The sequence below is a fragment of the Albibacterium profundi genome (genome assembly GCF_042159835.1).
Classification (GTDB): domain Bacteria; phylum Bacteroidota; class Bacteroidia; order Sphingobacteriales; family Sphingobacteriaceae; genus Albibacterium; species Albibacterium profundi.
The window spans coordinates 2,153,891-2,170,571 of record NZ_JBBVGT010000002.1; the positions used below are offsets into that span (position 1 = coordinate 2,153,891).

Below are 16,681 nucleotides of genomic sequence, written 5' to 3' on the forward strand. Positions count from 1 at the left end.
CCTGCCATTTATTAATGCCGATGGTTCATGGCAGTCACGATCACAAGCAACAAAATTCAGAAACTACTAAATCAGAAAAAAAACATGGACACCATTAATGTTAAAAGGTTCGGCCTTGCAACAGGGCTTACTGCAACACTGCTTTATGTTGGTTGTATTTTGGTAATGGCCACCGTGGGTCATAGTGGCACAGTTTCATTTTTCAACGGTATTCTTCATGGTATAGACACAACGTCAATTATCCTGACGGATGTTTCTTTTTGGGAAGTATGTATGGGTATTGTTGAAATTTTTATTATCGGTTGGCTGGTGGGTTCGTGTATTGCAGCTATTTATAATATCAGTTCAAAAACCAAATTGTAGTTATGAAAAAGATCAAAGTAGCCATCAATGGGTATGGCGTAATAGGCAAACGGGTAGCAGATGCTGTCAGCCTTCAGGATGACATGGAATTAATCGGTGTGTGTGATGTTGTTACAGATTGGCGCATCAAAATGGCAGTAAGTAAAAGTTACCTTGTTTACGGTTTTGACCAAGCAGTCAGTAATCAAATGAAGGAAGTCGGGTTTCCGGTAGTAGGCAGTTTGGATGATATGTTGCAGGCAGCCGATATTGTAATTGATTGTACACCAAAAAAGATAGCGTCCCAAAACCTTCCAAAATATAGGCTAATGGGTATAAAATTTATTGTACACGGAGGAGAAAAACATGAAACCACGGGGCACTCTTTTAGCGCGGAAAACAATTATGAAACTGCCATCGGACGTGAAAGCACTCGCGTTGTATCTTGCAATACAACTTCTATTGTGCGTACGCTTACGGCATTAAAAAATGCCGGACTGCTAAAGAAAGCAAGAGGCACATTGCTTCGAAGAGCAACCGACCCATGGGAAAGTCATTTAAATGGTATAATGAATACCCTCGTTCCTGAAAAAGATATACCCAGCCACCAGGGGCCGGATGCACAAACGATTGATCCTTCTTTGGATGTAATTACTACCGCTATTAAAGTGCCGCAAACCCTAAGCCACCTTCATTACTGGAATGTGCAGCTTTCCCGGCAGGCGGCAAAAGATGAAGTATTGCAGGCATTCGCCAATTCCACCAGAATAGCTATGATTAATTACAACGATGGGCTGCCAGCCAACAATACGGTGAAAGAACTGATGCTTGAAATGGGTCGTCCGTATGGCGATATGTATGAAGTAGCTGTATGGAAAGATATGCTGAAAGTACAGGGCGATGAATTGTTTTATGCTTACATAGTGGACAATCAGGCCATCGTTATCCCCGAAACCATAGATGCTATCCGTGCATTGACTGGAATAGAACCTAATGCTGAAAAGTCAATTATAAAGACGAACGCGAGCCTTGGCATAAAGCAAAGTTTTTATTAGTCGGAAAACAAAAGAAATAAGCAATCATATAATTAAAACGGAATAGTATGAAAAAGAAATGGGCTTTGTATCTCGGAAATATTTTAGGCATAAAGGTGTTTATTCATTGGACGTTTGTGATACTTCTGGCTTGGGTATTCCTGATGCACACACAAATGGGTCATGGCTTTTCGGAAGCAATATGGGGAGTAGTTTTTATCCTTGCTTTGTTTGTTTGTGTGATATTTCATGAATTTGGACACGCTCTTACAGCTAAGCGGTACAATATTCAGACTAAAGATGTTACGGTTTACCCTATTGGTGGTGTCGCTACTCTTGAAAGCATGCCGAGAAAACCAAAACAGGAATTGATGGTGGCATTTGCAGGTCCCGCCGTTAATATCGTTATTGCTGCTGCTCTGTGGATATATATGCAGCTTTCTGCTACGATGCCTGATTGGACTGTGCTAAAAAACGTGGATCACATGCAAACCGAGTCTTTTGTTTTCAATCTCTTTGTAGCAAATATCATTTTGGCAGTATTTAACCTTATACCGGCTTTTCCAATGGACGGTGGCAGGGTATTGCGAGCGCTTCTTGCTTTCAAAATGGATAGATCCAAGGCCACACGAATTGCTGCCGAAGTAGGTCAATTTCTAGCAATTTTGTTAGTTTTCCTGGGCTTTTTCTTTAATTTCTGGCTTGTTTTTATCGGATTGTTTATATACCTAGGAGCCAGTAGCGAAGCTACTTATGAAGCTACACACAGCATACTGGAAGGCTATGATGTTCGAAAAGTGTTGATGACACGGTTTACTACCCTGCTTCCAAACGACAGCCTTGAAAAAGCAGTTCAGATACTGCTCGACGGGAAGGAGCAGGATTTTCTTGTCGCTACAGATGGCAAAGTTCAGGGCGTGCTTTCGCGGAAAGAACTGATACAGGGGTTGTCTGCTTTCGGAAAATCGTCTCCTGTAAGGAACAGCATGCGGACGGACTTCACAATACTTTCACCGGAGATGAGCCTGCAGGACGTTTTCTCAAACATGACAACAAAGGGTTATAAGGTTTATCCAGTACAGGATAAAGGCGTACTGGTTGGCATGGTAGATAAAGAAAATATAAGTGAATTGATTTTGGTGCAACAAGCCTTATCAGGAAAGAAAAGTTAACTAAGCCTATCAATCTGGCTTAAAGAAAAAAAACGAGATATGAATAAATCAATTTATAGCATATTATTTTTCACTCTGTTCCTATTTCCTTTTGCGACATTGAAAGCTCAGGACAACGCAATGTTGATTGAGCAAATAGAAGGCAAAAAGATAACAAGAGAAAGTTTTGACAAAAAGGGAAAACTTACAGGGAAGCAAATATTTACTGCCGGAAAAATGGCCCGAAGGGGCGGGACTTTCTTTATAAACATCAAAACTGAACTTTATGACGAAGCACAGAAGTTAGAGTCAACCTACACGACCAATTATGAGTGTCGTCCCGAAGACGCTGACGTGCTTTTATCGGTCTTTGCAATCAATCCCAAAAAGAGGAAGGTCAGGGTGTCCGTGAAATCCGGGGATTTTAAAAAACTTTATGCTTTAGCGGCTGATGAAATGATACGCAGTATGAGTTTGACGATGTATGTGGAAACAGGCATTCTCAATTTCCTTGGGTCAAAAAACAATGTAGATGTCACCAATCGTGTGCTCATTAAAGAAAATAACAACCTGAAGATTACAGAAAAAATTTCCATTAAAGCTTATCTAATGGGCATACAGGTAAGAACAATTAATTATGACGTAACGGAATATTTAACGCTTTCGGGTTTATTGCAGAAGCAGGTATTTAAACAAGCGAACGGTGGTTATTTTACTGTTAGCTATAAATAAAATCAACTTGGAATGGCACATAAAAACAAGAAGCAGTTAAGTTCTTGAGCAAAAGGATTTTGAGAGCAACGGGTTGCTCTAGTTATGCACTTTCCGGAATTGAAACCGATGCGGCAACGTCCTTTTCCAAAACAAATAGAAGTTTATGAATTAAGTAAAGTTAAAAAAATGAAAATAAACGAAAATATTGCAGAGCTATTAGGGAAAAAGGCATCCTTCTATTTGGATCACGTTTGTGAAAAAATAACGAAGGATGAATTACAAACCCCCGGTAAGGATGGTCTTGACCAGGTATTTGGAAATAGCAATAGAAATCCACAAGTACTGCGAAGTCTTTCCCAGTTGTACAAACACGGGAATCTGGGGAGCACAGGCTACTTAAGCATCCTGCCTATCGATCAAGGTATTGAGCATAGTGCCGCTTTTTCGTTCTATAAAAACCGTGACTATTTTGACCCCGAGAATATAATAAAACTAGCCATTGAAGCTGGTTGCAATGCTGTGGCATCTACGTTTGGCGTACTGGGATTGAACGCCCGAAAATATGCCCACAAAATCCCATTTATTGTAAAAATTAATCACAATGAACTGCTTACCTATCCAAATTCCTATGACCAAACACTATTTGGAAAGGTTAAATCGGCTTGGGATATGGGAGCTGTTGCCGTGGGTGCTACCATTTATTTTGGTTCAAAAGAAAGTAACAGACAGCTTAAAGAAATAGCCGAAGCCTTCGAAGAAGCACATAGTTTGGGAATGGCAACCATTTTATGGTGCTATACCCGTAATGATGCTTTTAAAACCGAAACGGAAGATTATCACACGTCTGCAGATTTAACGGGACAAGCCAATCATTTGGGTGTGACCATTCAGGCTGATATAATCAAACAAAAACTTCCGACCAACAATTTTGGATTTAGAGAAATAGGATTTGGAAAGTATGACGATGCTATGTATAAAGCGCTTACCACAGACCATCCTATTGACTTATGCAGATTGCAGGCGGCCAATTGCTATATGGGCAAAATAGGATTGATCAATTCAGGAGGCGGATCCAAAGGTGAGTCTGATTTAGTTGAAGCAGTTACAACGGCCGTAATCAATAAACGAGCAGGAGGAACTGGATTGATTATGGGAAGAAAGGCATTTCAAAAACCATTCGCTGAAGGGATAGAATTAATCAATGCGGTCCAAAGTGTTTATTTGAACGGCAAAATTACAATAGCGTGAAGTATTTGGTTAAAACATCAGTCCTTTAGGATTTCTAAGCTTATTTTAAAAAATCCTTGCCGAGGTCATAACCAATTCATTCAGCATTACCAGTAATGACAATACATATAAAAAAATGAAACACCCAATCAACATAGTGAAGTATTCTGGCGACGTGGTAGCTTTTAATGTAGACAAGCTTATTAATTCCTTAAGGCGTTCCCAAGCAAGTGAAGAATTGATTCAACATATAGTAGCGCAAGTGGAAAACCAATTATATGATGGTATTTCCACCAAAAAAATTTATCAAATGGCGTTCAAGATGCTGAAGGATAAATCAAGGGTTAGTGCTTCAAAGTACAAGCTCAAAAAAGCCTTGATGGAATTGGGGCCATCCGGCTTTCCGTTTGAAAAATTGGTAGGTAAATTATTGGCCCACGAAGGGTTTGATGCAAAAGTTGGTGTGATTGTAAAAGGTAATTGTGTACAACACGAAGTAGATGTGGTAGCACAAAAGGATAATGATCATTATATGATAGAATGTAAATACCACGGTGACCAGGGACGTTTTTGCAATGTGAAGATTCCCCTATATATCCATTCAAGATTTTTGGATGTAGAAAAACAATGGCTACAATTAAAAGGCCACGAGGCTAAATTTCATAAAGGAGGTTTGTACACCAATACCCGATTTACAAGTGATGCCATACAATATGGAAATTGTGTTGGATTATTATTGACAGGTTGGGATTACCCAAGAGGAAATGGTTTAAAGGATAGAATAGATAAATCCGGGCTACATCCGTTAACCGCTTTAACAACACTCACAAAAGCTGAAAAAACAAAGTTATTGGATGAAGGTATTGTGCTTTGCAAAGAAGTTTACGGAAACCCAGGTTTATTAGAGAAAATAGGGATACCGAAAGCAAGACATAAAAATATTCTCGAAGATTCAGAAGAATTATGCGCCACTCATATATGAAGTCACAAATAAACAATTATTAATTTAAATACAAAAAAGATGAAAATTGGAGAATTGCTTACACACCTTTCTGGTGGTGGACACTATAAAATACCGGACAAATGAAAAACAATAAAATAAATATCCATTTTTTGGGTGCGGCAAGTACCGTAACCGGCTCAAAATATTTAGTGGACACGGGAGATCGTAAAATTCTAATAGACTGCGGTCTTTTTCAAGGGTTGAAAGAATTGCGCCTTAAAAACTGGGAGTATCTGCCTGTAGAAGTTTCAAAAATAGATGTGGTACTGCTTACCCACGGCCATTTAGACCATACAGGTTATCTCCCTCGATTGGTAAAACAAGGGTATAATGGGCATATCTATGGCACCAATCCAACATTGGATATTGCCAAAATCATACTGAACGACAGTGCAAAAATACAGGAACAGGAAGCCGAGCGTGCCAATAAGGAAGGTTATTCCAAACACAGTCCCGCATTACCACTTTACGATTTAAAGGATGTAGAAAAAACCATTTCACATTTTAAGGATATTCCTCAATCACAATGGATTCCATTGTTTGATGGTATCAGAGCCCGATTTAAGTATAATGGACATATTTTGGGTGCTACCTTCATAGAGCTAGATGTACACGGAAAACGCTTTGTTTTTTCGGGAGATATTGGAAGAACAAATGATTTACTATTGTACCCACCCTTGAAACCGAAAAAGGCCGATGTTCTTTTCATAGAATCGACCTACGGAGGAAGGTTTCATCCTGATGAAGTGGAAGCCATTCCACAGATTGAAAAATTAGTCAACGACACCATCAATAGAGGCGGCAGCTTATTTATCCCAAGTTTTTCTGTTGAACGTGCCCAACTGATGATGCTTGTTTTTTGGAGATTGCTCAAGGAGAACAAAATACCAAAAGTACAAATGATAATGGACAGCCCAATGGGAGCCAATGTATTGGAGCTGTTCCATCGCACAAGGGATTGGCATCGATTAAAAGACAATGAATGTGATGAAATGTGTTCGTATTTTACAGTGGTAAGCAGTTATCGTGAAACTATGGAATTACGAACTGACAATAAACCTAAAATAGTAATTGCAGGAAGTGGAATGCTTACAGGTGGAAGAATGCTCAACTATCTGGAATCACAAACGCAGAACCCCAAGAATACCTTGCTGTTTATAGGTTATCAGGCTGAAGGTACCCGTGGAAGAAAATTATTGGAAGGGGATAAGGAATTAAAAGTATACGGAAAATGGGTGCCTTTTAATATGGAGGTAGCTGAAATTAAAGGACTCTCGGCACATGCAGACCATGCAGAACTTATGGATTGGATGAGCAAATTAAACTATAAACCCGAGCGAATCTTTATTGTACACGGCGAAAAAGAAAGTGCGGAAGCCCTTCAAAAAGGAATAAAGAAAACATACGGATGGGATGCTGAAATCCCAGAACTCTACAGTATTGAGGAAATAGAATAGTTTTTAATCTTGAAAAATTAGAATTGTTAAGTTCCATATCAAAAGCAATAAGAGCGTTAAAGGGTTGCTCTATATGAAGCTTTTTAAACCACATTGAAAATGTTACCTTGTAAAAAATACATTATTCTTCACTATAGCTAATAAATTTAAAAAATCTTAAATCTTTTTTTATGAAAAAATACACATGTCCAATGCACCCCCAAGTACTCAAAAATGAGCCGGGGAAATGCCCATTATGCGGAATGGCTTTAGTTCCTTTTGGGAAAACTAGTGGTCACAATCACAACCATCATGAACATGGGGAACACCTGCATTCAGCACACCAACATGATAAACATGAAGGTCATCATACGCATGATTTCCTGAAAAGATTTTGGATCAGTTTGATTATAACCGTACCTATTCTTGCACTTTCACACATGATCCAGAACTGGTTAGGGTACAGTTTGGAATTTACCGGAGACAAATATGTGCTGCTTGCCCTTGGGACTTTAATTTACCTGTACGGAGGAATGCCCTTTTTAAAAGGAATGGTGGGGGAAATCAGAGCAAAAGCCATTGGGATGATGACCTTGGTAGCCATAGCTATTTCTGTAGCCTATTTTTATTCCACCGCAGTGGTTTTTGGGCTTCAAGGAATGGATTTCTTTTGGGAATTGGCAACGCTGATCGTTATTATGTTGCTCGGACACTGGCTGGAAATGCGTTCCCAAATGGCTGCGTCCAAGGCCCTTCAGACCTTGGTAGCACTTTTGCCAAATGAAGTAACGGTAGAAAGAGACGGTGAAGCTTTTAAGATTAAACTGGAGGAATTGACTAACAACGATATTGTCATTATCAAGCCTGGAGAGAAAATCCCAGCAGATGGAGATGTAATTGAAGGACTTTCCTATGTGAACGAAAGTATGCTTACAGGGGAAAGCGTTCCGGTAAAAAAGGAAACAAAATCAAAGGTTATAGCCGGAGCCATAAACGGCGATGGATCATTGAAAATAAGAGCAACCGGAGTCGGTAAGGATAGTTATCTGAACAAAGTTATCAATCTTGTGCAAGATGCTCAAGCTGCAAAATCGAACACGCAAAACCTAGCCGATAAGGTTGCCAAATGGCTTACTTTCATTGCGATCGGAGTCGGTGTCGCGACATTTGGATACTGGTATAATACAAGTGGGGATTTAGCATTTGCATTGGAAAGAATGGTTACTGTTATGGTTACGGCGTGTCCTCATGCATTAGGAGTAGCCATTCCTTTGGTAGTCGCTATTTCAACTACCCTCTCCGCAACCAATGGGTTGCTTATTCGGAATCGGACAGCGTTTGAGGTTACACGGAGTTTAACGACTGTCATTTTTGATAAAACCGGTACCTTAACGGAGGGTTCACACGAGGTACAAAGAGTCATTGTACTGGACAGTTTTTCCGAAGATGAGATTATCCAGTATGCCGCAGCTGTTCAGCAAAATTCCGAGCACCACATTGCAAAGGGCATGATAAAACTTCTTAAAGGAAAAGGGCTTCAGTTATGGAAATCTGATGATTTCCAATACATGCAGGGAATTGGTGTAAAAGGAAAGGTAAACGGTAAAGAAATTGTCGCTGCTGGACCAAATTATTTTACGGAAAACAACCTTGATAAACCTGCCACCCCTTCTGAAATCGATCAGGATACAGAAACTATAAACTATGTATTCATTGAAGGCAAGGTAGTCGGTATTATCACCCTTGCGGATAAAATAAGAGAAGGATCTCAGGAGGCAATAAATGGACTTAAAGCAATGGGAATAAAATCATTTCTTTTAACAGGGGACAATGAGAAAATAGCCGCATCGGTTTCTAATAAATTGGGGATGGATGGATTTTTAGCAAATGTTTTACCACATAACAAACAGGAAAAAATACAAGAGTATCAATCGAAGGGTGAAATTGTTGCTATGACGGGTGATGGCGTAAACGACGCCCCGGCGTTGGCCCGGGCTGATGTCGGAATTGCGGTTGGCTCCGGAACGGATGTGGCCGCTGAGACAGCAGATATTATACTGGTAAACAGTGATCCAAGGGATGTTGTAAAATTGATAGATTTTGGAAAGCGGACCTATCGAAAAATGATACAAAACCTCATTTGGGCAGTCGGTTACAATATAGTCGCTATTCCATTGGCAGCTGGAGTATTGTATCCCAATTTTGTGTTGAGTCCGGCTATGGGGGCAGTTTTGATGAGCGTCAGTACCATCGTCGTTGCGTTCAATGCAACTTTACTAAAACTGAATAAGAAATAGAATATTTAAACTATATATCAAATGGAAACTACCAAACCCAAATAATGATCAGTAGAATACACGATATAATTAGGGAGTCTTCTAATTTATGTAGAAGAAGTCAATGAAACATAAATTCCGTTAAAGCGTTTATTAAGGATTAATAATTTTTTCAAATGAAAAGGAACATATTACTAATAGCATTAATGTTGGTACACCTGGGCGTGAATGCTCAGACAGGGCATTTACCAGAAGTTTCAAACGGTGAAAAGAGGGCACACTCACACAGGATCGAGGAAAGCAAAAATCAGCAGTCTTATACGTGCCCAATGCACCCAGAAGTTATTTCGAATAAACCGGGAAATTGTCCGAAATGCGGTATGAAACTTGTGCCAAAAGATGACGGGGAGAAGCACAATGCCCATGGAAAAATGGATATGGAAGCAAAAAATCAAGAGGTCATTCCCCTTCTTCCCAAAAAAAATCTAAAAGGTGGCAAGGTGGTAAAGTATGATCTTTATGTAAAAGATACTGTCGTAAATTATGGGGGTAAACCGATAAGAGCCATTGCCGTTAATGGACAAATTCCAATGCCTACACTTACTTTCACAGAGGGGGATACCGCTGTCATCGTTGTGCATAACATGATGGATGAAGAAACTTCGTTGCACTGGCACGGTGTGATGTTACCCAACAAGGAGGATGGTGTACCCTGGCTTACACAGAAGCCAATCAAACCTCATTCAACATATACTTATAGTTTCCCGATAATTCAGACCGGAACTCATTGGTACCATTCCCATTCAGGCTTACAAGAACAGATAGGCATGTATGGTTCATTTATAATGGAAAAGCGTCAGGATGATCCAACGTTTAGAAAAGGTATTGATGACCTCCCGACCGTACCTTTGATTCTAAGTGAGTGGACGAACTTAAACCCTGATAATGTCCATAGGATGCTGCATAACGCCAATGACTGGTTCGCTATAAAAAAAGGATCCACGCAAAGCTATTTTGATGCTATAAAAGAGGGGCATTTCAAAACTAAAGTAATAAATGAATGGAAACGTATGCTTGCCATGGATGTAAGTGATGTGTATTATGATAAATTTTTAATCAATGGTGCAGACGGACAACAACTTTCTCAGTTCAAAGCAGGTGATAAAGTAAGATTAAGAATATCCAACGGAGGGGCCTCGTCTTATTTTTGGGTGAATTACGCAGGAGGGAAATTCATGGTGGTTGCCAATGATGGTAATGATGTCGAACCTGTTGAAGTCGATAGATTGATCATAGGTGTTTCAGAAACGTATGATATCGTCGTAACTATCCCAGAAAAAGATGCTTCCTACGAACTTTTGGTAACGCCAGAAGATCGTACAAAATCGACCTCAATATTTATTGGGGAAGGTGTTAAACAAGCTCATCCGCCACTACCTAAGCTTAGGTACTTCGAAGGGATGAAAATGATGAACGACATGATGAAAATGAACGGTGATATGAAAGATATGGGAATGAACATGAGCCTTCAGAAAATGGACATGAATACCGTCATGTATCCAGAAATTACCGGCGATCAAGCGGACAATAAGATGCAAATGGATGAGGCAATGGATCATTCTAGTCATGATATGGGAGATACTGACATAGTAACTTTAAATTACGACATGCTCAAATCACCCTATAATACTGAATTACCCAAAGACCAGCCCGTTAAAGAAATCACTTTCACATTAACAGGCAACATGAATAGATACGTATGGAGCTTGGACAATAAGGTGCTTTCAGAGGTAGATAAAATCCCGGTAAAAAAGGGCGAGATCCTTCGAATAACGCTTATTAATAATTCCATGATGCGCCATCCTATGCACCTTCACGGATTTGATTTTAGGGTCCTAAATAGTCATGGGGTTCAATCACCGCTGAAAAATGTAATTGATATCATGCCTATGGAAAAAGACACCATAGAATTTGCTGCGAATACCGAAGGAGATTGGTTCTTTCATTGCCACATTCTATATCATATGATGGCAGGCATGAACCGTGTATTCGAAGTCGGAGATTATAAAAACCCTGAGCTCCCCGATAAACAATATGCGTATAAAAAGCTCCAAAGAGAAAGTAACCAACTACACTTTATGGCAGAAAATGATTTCGCAACGAACGGTAATGATGGACAGGCTATGTTACAAAATGCGAGATGGAGTTTTGGGGCAGAATGGAGACTAGGTTATAATGACAAACATGGATACGAAACTGAAGCGCGTATTGGAAGATACATTGGAAAGATGCAATGGTTTATGCCTTTTGTGGGATTCGGTTGGAGATATAGAGAGTTCGGAAGTCATGAGATTGAAAAAAACGTCTTTGGCCAGAAAAGCTCTAAAAATGAGAGAACTGCTCTAAGCGCGGGATTTGTTTACACGTTACCCATGCTTATAGATTTTCAGGCGGAAGTTTTCACGGATGGCATTGTTCGTTTACAGTTACGTAGAGAAGACATTCCGTTAGCTCCACGGTTGAGAGGCGCATTTTCGGTCAACACAGACAAAGAATATATGGGAGGACTTAAATATATATTGACCAAAAATACTTCTCTCTCCAGCCATTATGATAGTGATATGGGCTGGGGTGTTGGGTTGACCCTGTCTTACTAGATTGGTTCCACGATTTTAGTTTTAGTTTAGTGGTTGAGAAAGGCGTTGTCAGTTGACGACGCCTTTTTAGCAGGATTGCCTGAAAACCAAAACGTTATATACAAAAGTAGATTATGCTAAATAATCCCTCCTTTAATAATCAAGAAAACTTATCCCTAAGCTGCGGCAGCGAGATAAAAACGCGCAAAACCTCGGATTCCTTTTGATAAAGCTCCCCTCTCCTAAGTGAATGAACCTGTCAAGAGAACATGGAATAAATCGCACTGAGGCACGAGGGAGAATTTATGCCGTGAAAGCTCTTTACTGGTGAAGTGAACGTGAGACCTTTGCTGTTTTCAAAAGAATGCGGGTTCCAAAATCATTAAAAACACACACCTCACCAACAAGGTGTGAATTTACAATACGCTTCCTTTCTTCTTTTGTAATTCAAAAACAATGAATTATGACACTAGTATCTCAACAAAAGAAAGGAGTACGGTCTCTTCTTCCAACAAAAGATCAATTGCTAACCATTGGCGATTTAGAAAACTTCAAAGATGAAATGCTGAATGAAATAAAGCAGATCATCAAAGAAAGCAAAGGGCAGCCCGGCAAAAAATGGTTAAAGTCTACTGAGGTTAAAAAACTACTTGGAATTTCCCACGGCTTCCTTCAAACACTCCGGGATACCGGGACTTTGCCCTATACCAAAATCGGCGGGTCCATCTACTATGACTATGAAGATATTCACGCCATGATGGAAGCCAAGAAGTGCAACAAGGAAGATATGTATTAGGATTTCACGATGTGGCTTGGAGCAATAATACTGATATTCCTTGTTTTGTACAAGTAACCATTTTCTTTGATCAAAAAGGTTTCGGGCACAAGGACGCCGAAACTTTTTTCAAAGAATACTCGGCCCGGCACTGGACAGGGACGAAAGGAGTACCGGTTAAGAACTGGCGAGCAAAGGCATTGGACTGGATGTGGCGAAGGCAAAAAAACCGACCATATCTCCGAAGCAAATCGAAGCTGATGATCCCTTGAAATCGAAGGATCTTTGAGGGTAGATTGCGTCGTTTTCTGCAATCAGCAAGATGTACGTTTGTCAGACAAACGGAAATTTAGAGCTGCTTCCAAAGTCAGGCTATTTGTTAAAGAATACCTCCGAAGTCGGATTTTTTGATCTGAAAAAATGAAACAATGGAAAACAGAATTAGACGGGTAACCATACGGTTTAACTCAAACGAGTATAAAATTATCGAGAAAGGGTTTCGCAAATCGACGTCGCAGAATATGACCGAATATATGCGCGAGCTATTGTTCGGCAAAACGCTGACCTTCACCTATCGGAACAGATCGATCGATGATTCACAGGAGGAACTGATACGGATCCGAAGGGAGATCAATTATATCGGGAATAACTTTAACCAGGCGGTGCATAAGCTCAACAGTGTAATGGGGATGCCCGATGCCGAAGTATGGGAGGGTGTGATGGTTGTCTTGAGGGATCAAGTGGAGCCGATGATAAGAGAGACCAAGGAGAGAATGGATTTTTTATCAGAGACATGGTCGCAAAAATAATAAGCGGTAAAAGTATTCGGGCAGCCCTCAGTTACAACGAAAACAAAGTGGATCAGGGGAAGGCGGAATTGATATGGCAAAGTGGATTTAAGAAGGAGGTTCAACGGTTGAACTTCCATGATAAGCTAGGACGTTTTCAGAACCTGACAAAAAGGAACAAACGAGCAAAGACCAACGCTGTCCACATTTCATTGAATTTCGCTGTGAATGAGCGGGTGGATGAAACGCAGTTAAATGCAATCGCCCGTGACTACATGGAAGGGATCGGTTTCGGAGACCAACCGTTTCTGGTCTACCTGCATAAAGATGCCGGTCATCCACATATCCATATCGTGACGACGAACATCAGGCATTCTGGCGAGCGAATCAGCTTGCACAATTTAGGCAAAACGAAATCCGAAGAAGCACGGAAACTGATTGAAAAGCGATACGGGTTGGTTCCGGCCCAACAGCATAGGGAATTGTATAAATCTAAAGCTCTGGCATTATCAAAAGTCTTTTATGGAAAGGATGATACCAAGCGGGCGATCTCAAATGTTGTGCATGGCGTGATACAATCCTATCGTTTTACCAGTCTCCCGGAGTTTAACGCCGTGCTTTCCTGTTATAATGTATTCGCTGACCGCGGTTCAAGAGATTCAGTGATGTATGCTAAAAAAGGACTTCGGTATTGGGCAATGGATGAGCATGGCAAAAAGGTTGGGATTCCGATAAAGGCAAGTAGCATTTACTCGTCGCCAACCTTGCAGAAATTGGAACTAAAGTTTGCCTCAAAAAAAATTGCCAGGAAACCCAATGCGGATCAGTTAAAGGCTGCCATTGATCGGGTGATGAAAAATAAAATAACCTCTGAAAGGTTTGAACGAGCATTGTCTACGTATGGTATTGATGTCCTGTTTCGAAGAAATGGCGAAGGTCGTTTGTATGGGGTAACGTTTGTTGACCACAATACAAAATGTGTTTTCAATGGTAGTGATCTCGGGAAGGCATATAGTGCAAATGCATTAAGCCAATGGTTCCTGTCATCGCAGACGGCTGGCAAGGCTTACAGACTAAGTGGATCGAACGAACGTTCTCAATACCTGTCACCGATTACAAATGGAACAGTAGGACGATTTTACTTGGGGAAAGGGAATCTATTAGAAGAACTGCTGAAACCTGAGTTTGATGATAACCTTGAGAACAACGAGCTGAAACGGAAAAGAAAGAAAAGAAGACGGAAGATTCAAAATTAGAGAACTATGAGAACTGGTGAAAATGAACAAGGGTTACGGAAAGTAGCGGATTTTACAAGGCTTCTTTCTATTGCGATTTTGGTACTCCACTTTTATGTATCCTGTTATCGGGTCTTTCATCAGATTGGATTTTACTCAGGGGTAACGGATCAGCTCATCGGGAAAATATCCATGATCAAGATTTTTGAGTCAATTCTTTTGGTCAAGACCTGGGCTTTGGGATTGCTTCTGGTTTCCCTTTTAGGTGTTAGAGGTCGGAAAGATGAAAAGGCAAATGTGAGACCATTGATTCTATACGCGTTTTTAGGATTTGGATTATACTATGGCAGTGTTTTGGCCTTTGAGTTGGATTTGGATTTATTGGTATTGGTCGCTCTGTACGTAGGCTTTTGTGCTATTGGGTATCTTTTGGTTTTAAGCAGTGGTACACGGCTGACCAGGTTGTTGAAAATGAATTTGATGAATGACATCTTCAACAACGAGAATGAGACTTTCCCGCAGGAGGAAAGGAAAATCAGCAATGAATACTCCATAAACTTACCTGCCAAATACTTCTATGAAGGAATGTCCCGCGATAGCTGGATCAATATTATCAACCCATTTCGTGGGCTCTTGGTTTTGGGGACTCCCGGCTCTGGGAAATCTTACTTTGCGATTCGGCATATCATTACCCAACATATTAAAAAGGGCTTTTCGATGTTCATCTATGATTTTAAATACGATGATCTCAGTCGGATAGCTTACAACACGCTGTTAAAGGATAAAAACCGTTCGAAGTTTTATGTGATCAATTTTGACGATCTGAATCGCACGCACCGTTGTAACCCTCTTGATCCACAGGGTATGAATGATATTACAGATGCAACGGAGGCAGCGAGAACGATTATGTTGGGCTTGAACCGCGAATGGATAAAAAAGCAGGGTGATTTCTTTGTTGAATCACCCATCAATTTTCTAACGGCGATTATCTGGTATCTTAAAAAGTACCGCGGTGGGGTTTATTGCACTTTGCCCCATGTAATCGAGTTGATGCAGTTGGACTATCAATATTTGTTTCCCGTACTGGATAGAGAACCGGAGATAGAGGTCTTGATCAATCCATTTGTGTCGGCATGGAAAAATGAGGCATTTGATCAACTGGAAGGCCAGGTAGCAAGTGCCAAGATAAGTATGGCTAAGCTATCGTCACCTGCGTTATATTATGTTCTATCGGGCAATGACTTTACGCTTGACCTAAATAAACCCGATGATCCGAAGGTTATTTGTATTGGGAACAATCCGCAAAAACAACAGGTTTATGGAGCTGTTCTAAGCCTTTATATTTCACGGATGATTAAGCTTGTGAACCAAAAAGATAAACGTAAATCCAGTTTGATCTTCGACGAATTCCCCACAATTTACTTTAATAACATGGATAGTTTAATTGCCACGGCACGATCGAATCAGGTGGCAACGACCCTCGCGGTGCAGGATTATAGTCAGCTAAAAAAGGACTACGGTAGGGAACAGGCGGAAGTGATCCTGAACATCATCGGGAATGTCATATCCGGACAAGTTACGGGTGATACAGCTAAGCATCTCTCGGAGCGCTTTGGGAAAATCCAGCAGCAACGAAAAAGTATTTCGATTAATAGTTCTGATACATCTGTCAGTAAATCTACCCAGTTGGACTTTGCGATACCTGCATCGAAAATATCGTCCCTCTCGTCCGGTGAATTTGTAGGGATGGTTGCTGACAACCCAGACGAGCAGATAAAACTCAAGATGTTTCACAACCATATTCAAAATGATCACGGTGCATTGCAAAAAGAGGAATCTGCTTATCAACCTATCCCAAAGGTGCGGAGTGTCGATTCGGGGATTGTTAAGATGAATTATTATCAGATCAAGCAAGACATCCAAGAACTCGTTGCCGCGGAGTTAGGTGTGAAGCAGGACAAGTCAGAGGCTAGCGCTGACGTGGCAAAGCAGCCAAAGATTCCGAAGATGAGAAATATGAAGCTGTGAGTGACAATATTTCAAATTGCTGTTCGTTTACAATAT

General features: G+C 40.5%; 14 protein-coding genes. All 14 read left to right on the plus strand.

All coding sequences use genetic code 11. The features are described 5' to 3' along the window. Window positions 1-27 precede the first annotated feature (27 nt). On the plus strand, window positions 28-363 hold the full coding sequence (locus tag WKR92_RS11065; RefSeq protein ID WP_375557872.1) for a DUF5676 family membrane protein: 336 nt from the start codon (window positions 28-30) through the stop codon (window positions 361-363). Between the two features lie 2 nt (window positions 364-365). Next, window positions 366-1,397, plus strand: coding sequence for a type II glyceraldehyde-3-phosphate dehydrogenase (locus tag WKR92_RS11070; RefSeq protein WP_375557873.1), 1,032 nt, complete (start codon window positions 366-368; stop codon window positions 1,395-1,397). A 47-nt stretch (window positions 1,398-1,444) separates the two neighbouring features. Beyond that, a complete protein-coding gene (locus WKR92_RS11075; protein WP_313260121.1) occupies window positions 1,445-2,548 on the plus strand; it encodes a site-2 protease family protein in 1,104 nt (367 codons plus the stop codon). A gap of 39 nt (window positions 2,549-2,587) precedes the next feature. Then, entirely contained in the window at window positions 2,588-3,259 is a 672-nt protein-coding gene (locus tag WKR92_RS11080) for a hypothetical protein (protein WP_375557874.1), read from the plus strand. A gap of 168 nt (window positions 3,260-3,427) precedes the next feature. Continuing rightward, window positions 3,428-4,489: a class I fructose-bisphosphate aldolase gene (locus WKR92_RS11085; protein WP_375557875.1), complete on the plus strand. Its 1,062-nt coding sequence runs from the start codon at window positions 3,428-3,430 to the stop codon at window positions 4,487-4,489. A 115-nt stretch (window positions 4,490-4,604) separates the two neighbouring features. Continuing rightward, entirely contained in the window at window positions 4,605-5,450 is an 846-nt protein-coding gene (locus tag WKR92_RS11090) for an ATP cone domain-containing protein (protein WP_375557876.1), read from the plus strand. A 101-nt stretch (window positions 5,451-5,551) separates the two neighbouring features. After that, window positions 5,552-6,928 carry an MBL fold metallo-hydrolase RNA specificity domain-containing protein gene (locus WKR92_RS11095; protein WP_375557877.1) on the plus strand — a complete coding sequence of 459 codons (1,377 nt, stop codon included), beginning with the start codon at window positions 5,552-5,554 and terminating at the stop codon, window positions 6,926-6,928. A 170-nt stretch (window positions 6,929-7,098) separates the two neighbouring features. Beyond that, window positions 7,099-9,204: a copper-translocating P-type ATPase gene (locus tag WKR92_RS11100; RefSeq protein WP_375557878.1), complete on the plus strand. Its 2,106-nt coding sequence runs from the start codon at window positions 7,099-7,101 to the stop codon at window positions 9,202-9,204. Between the two features lie 155 nt (window positions 9,205-9,359). Then, complete coding sequence (locus tag WKR92_RS11105; RefSeq protein WP_375557879.1) at window positions 9,360-11,840, plus strand: multicopper oxidase domain-containing protein; 2,481 nt, start codon at window positions 9,360-9,362, stop codon at window positions 11,838-11,840. 442 nt (window positions 11,841-12,282) lie between these two features. Continuing rightward, on the plus strand, window positions 12,283-12,615 hold the full coding sequence (locus tag WKR92_RS11110; RefSeq protein WP_375557880.1) for a helix-turn-helix domain-containing protein: 333 nt from the start codon (window positions 12,283-12,285) through the stop codon (window positions 12,613-12,615). Continuing rightward, window positions 12,591-12,866: a hypothetical protein gene (locus WKR92_RS11115; RefSeq protein ID WP_375557881.1), complete on the plus strand. Its 276-nt coding sequence runs from the start codon at window positions 12,591-12,593 to the stop codon at window positions 12,864-12,866. Before WKR92_RS11110 ends, WKR92_RS11115 begins: the two co-directional genes overlap by 25 nt. 156 nt (window positions 12,867-13,022) lie before the next feature. Beyond that, window positions 13,023-13,403 carry a plasmid mobilization protein gene (locus tag WKR92_RS11120; protein WP_375557882.1) on the plus strand — a complete coding sequence of 127 codons (381 nt, stop codon included), beginning with the start codon at window positions 13,023-13,025 and terminating at the stop codon, window positions 13,401-13,403. Beyond that, window positions 13,388-14,638 (plus strand): relaxase/mobilization nuclease domain-containing protein, encoded by a 1,251-nt coding sequence (locus tag WKR92_RS11125; RefSeq protein WP_375557883.1) that lies wholly within the window; start codon window positions 13,388-13,390, stop codon window positions 14,636-14,638. Before WKR92_RS11120 ends, WKR92_RS11125 begins: the two co-directional genes overlap by 16 nt. A gap of 6 nt (window positions 14,639-14,644) precedes the next feature. Next, window positions 14,645-16,645, plus strand: a complete 2,001-nt coding sequence (mobC, locus tag WKR92_RS11130) for a conjugal transfer protein MobC (protein ID WP_375557884.1) — start codon at window positions 14,645-14,647, stop codon at window positions 16,643-16,645. Window positions 16,646-16,681 lie beyond the last annotated feature (36 nt).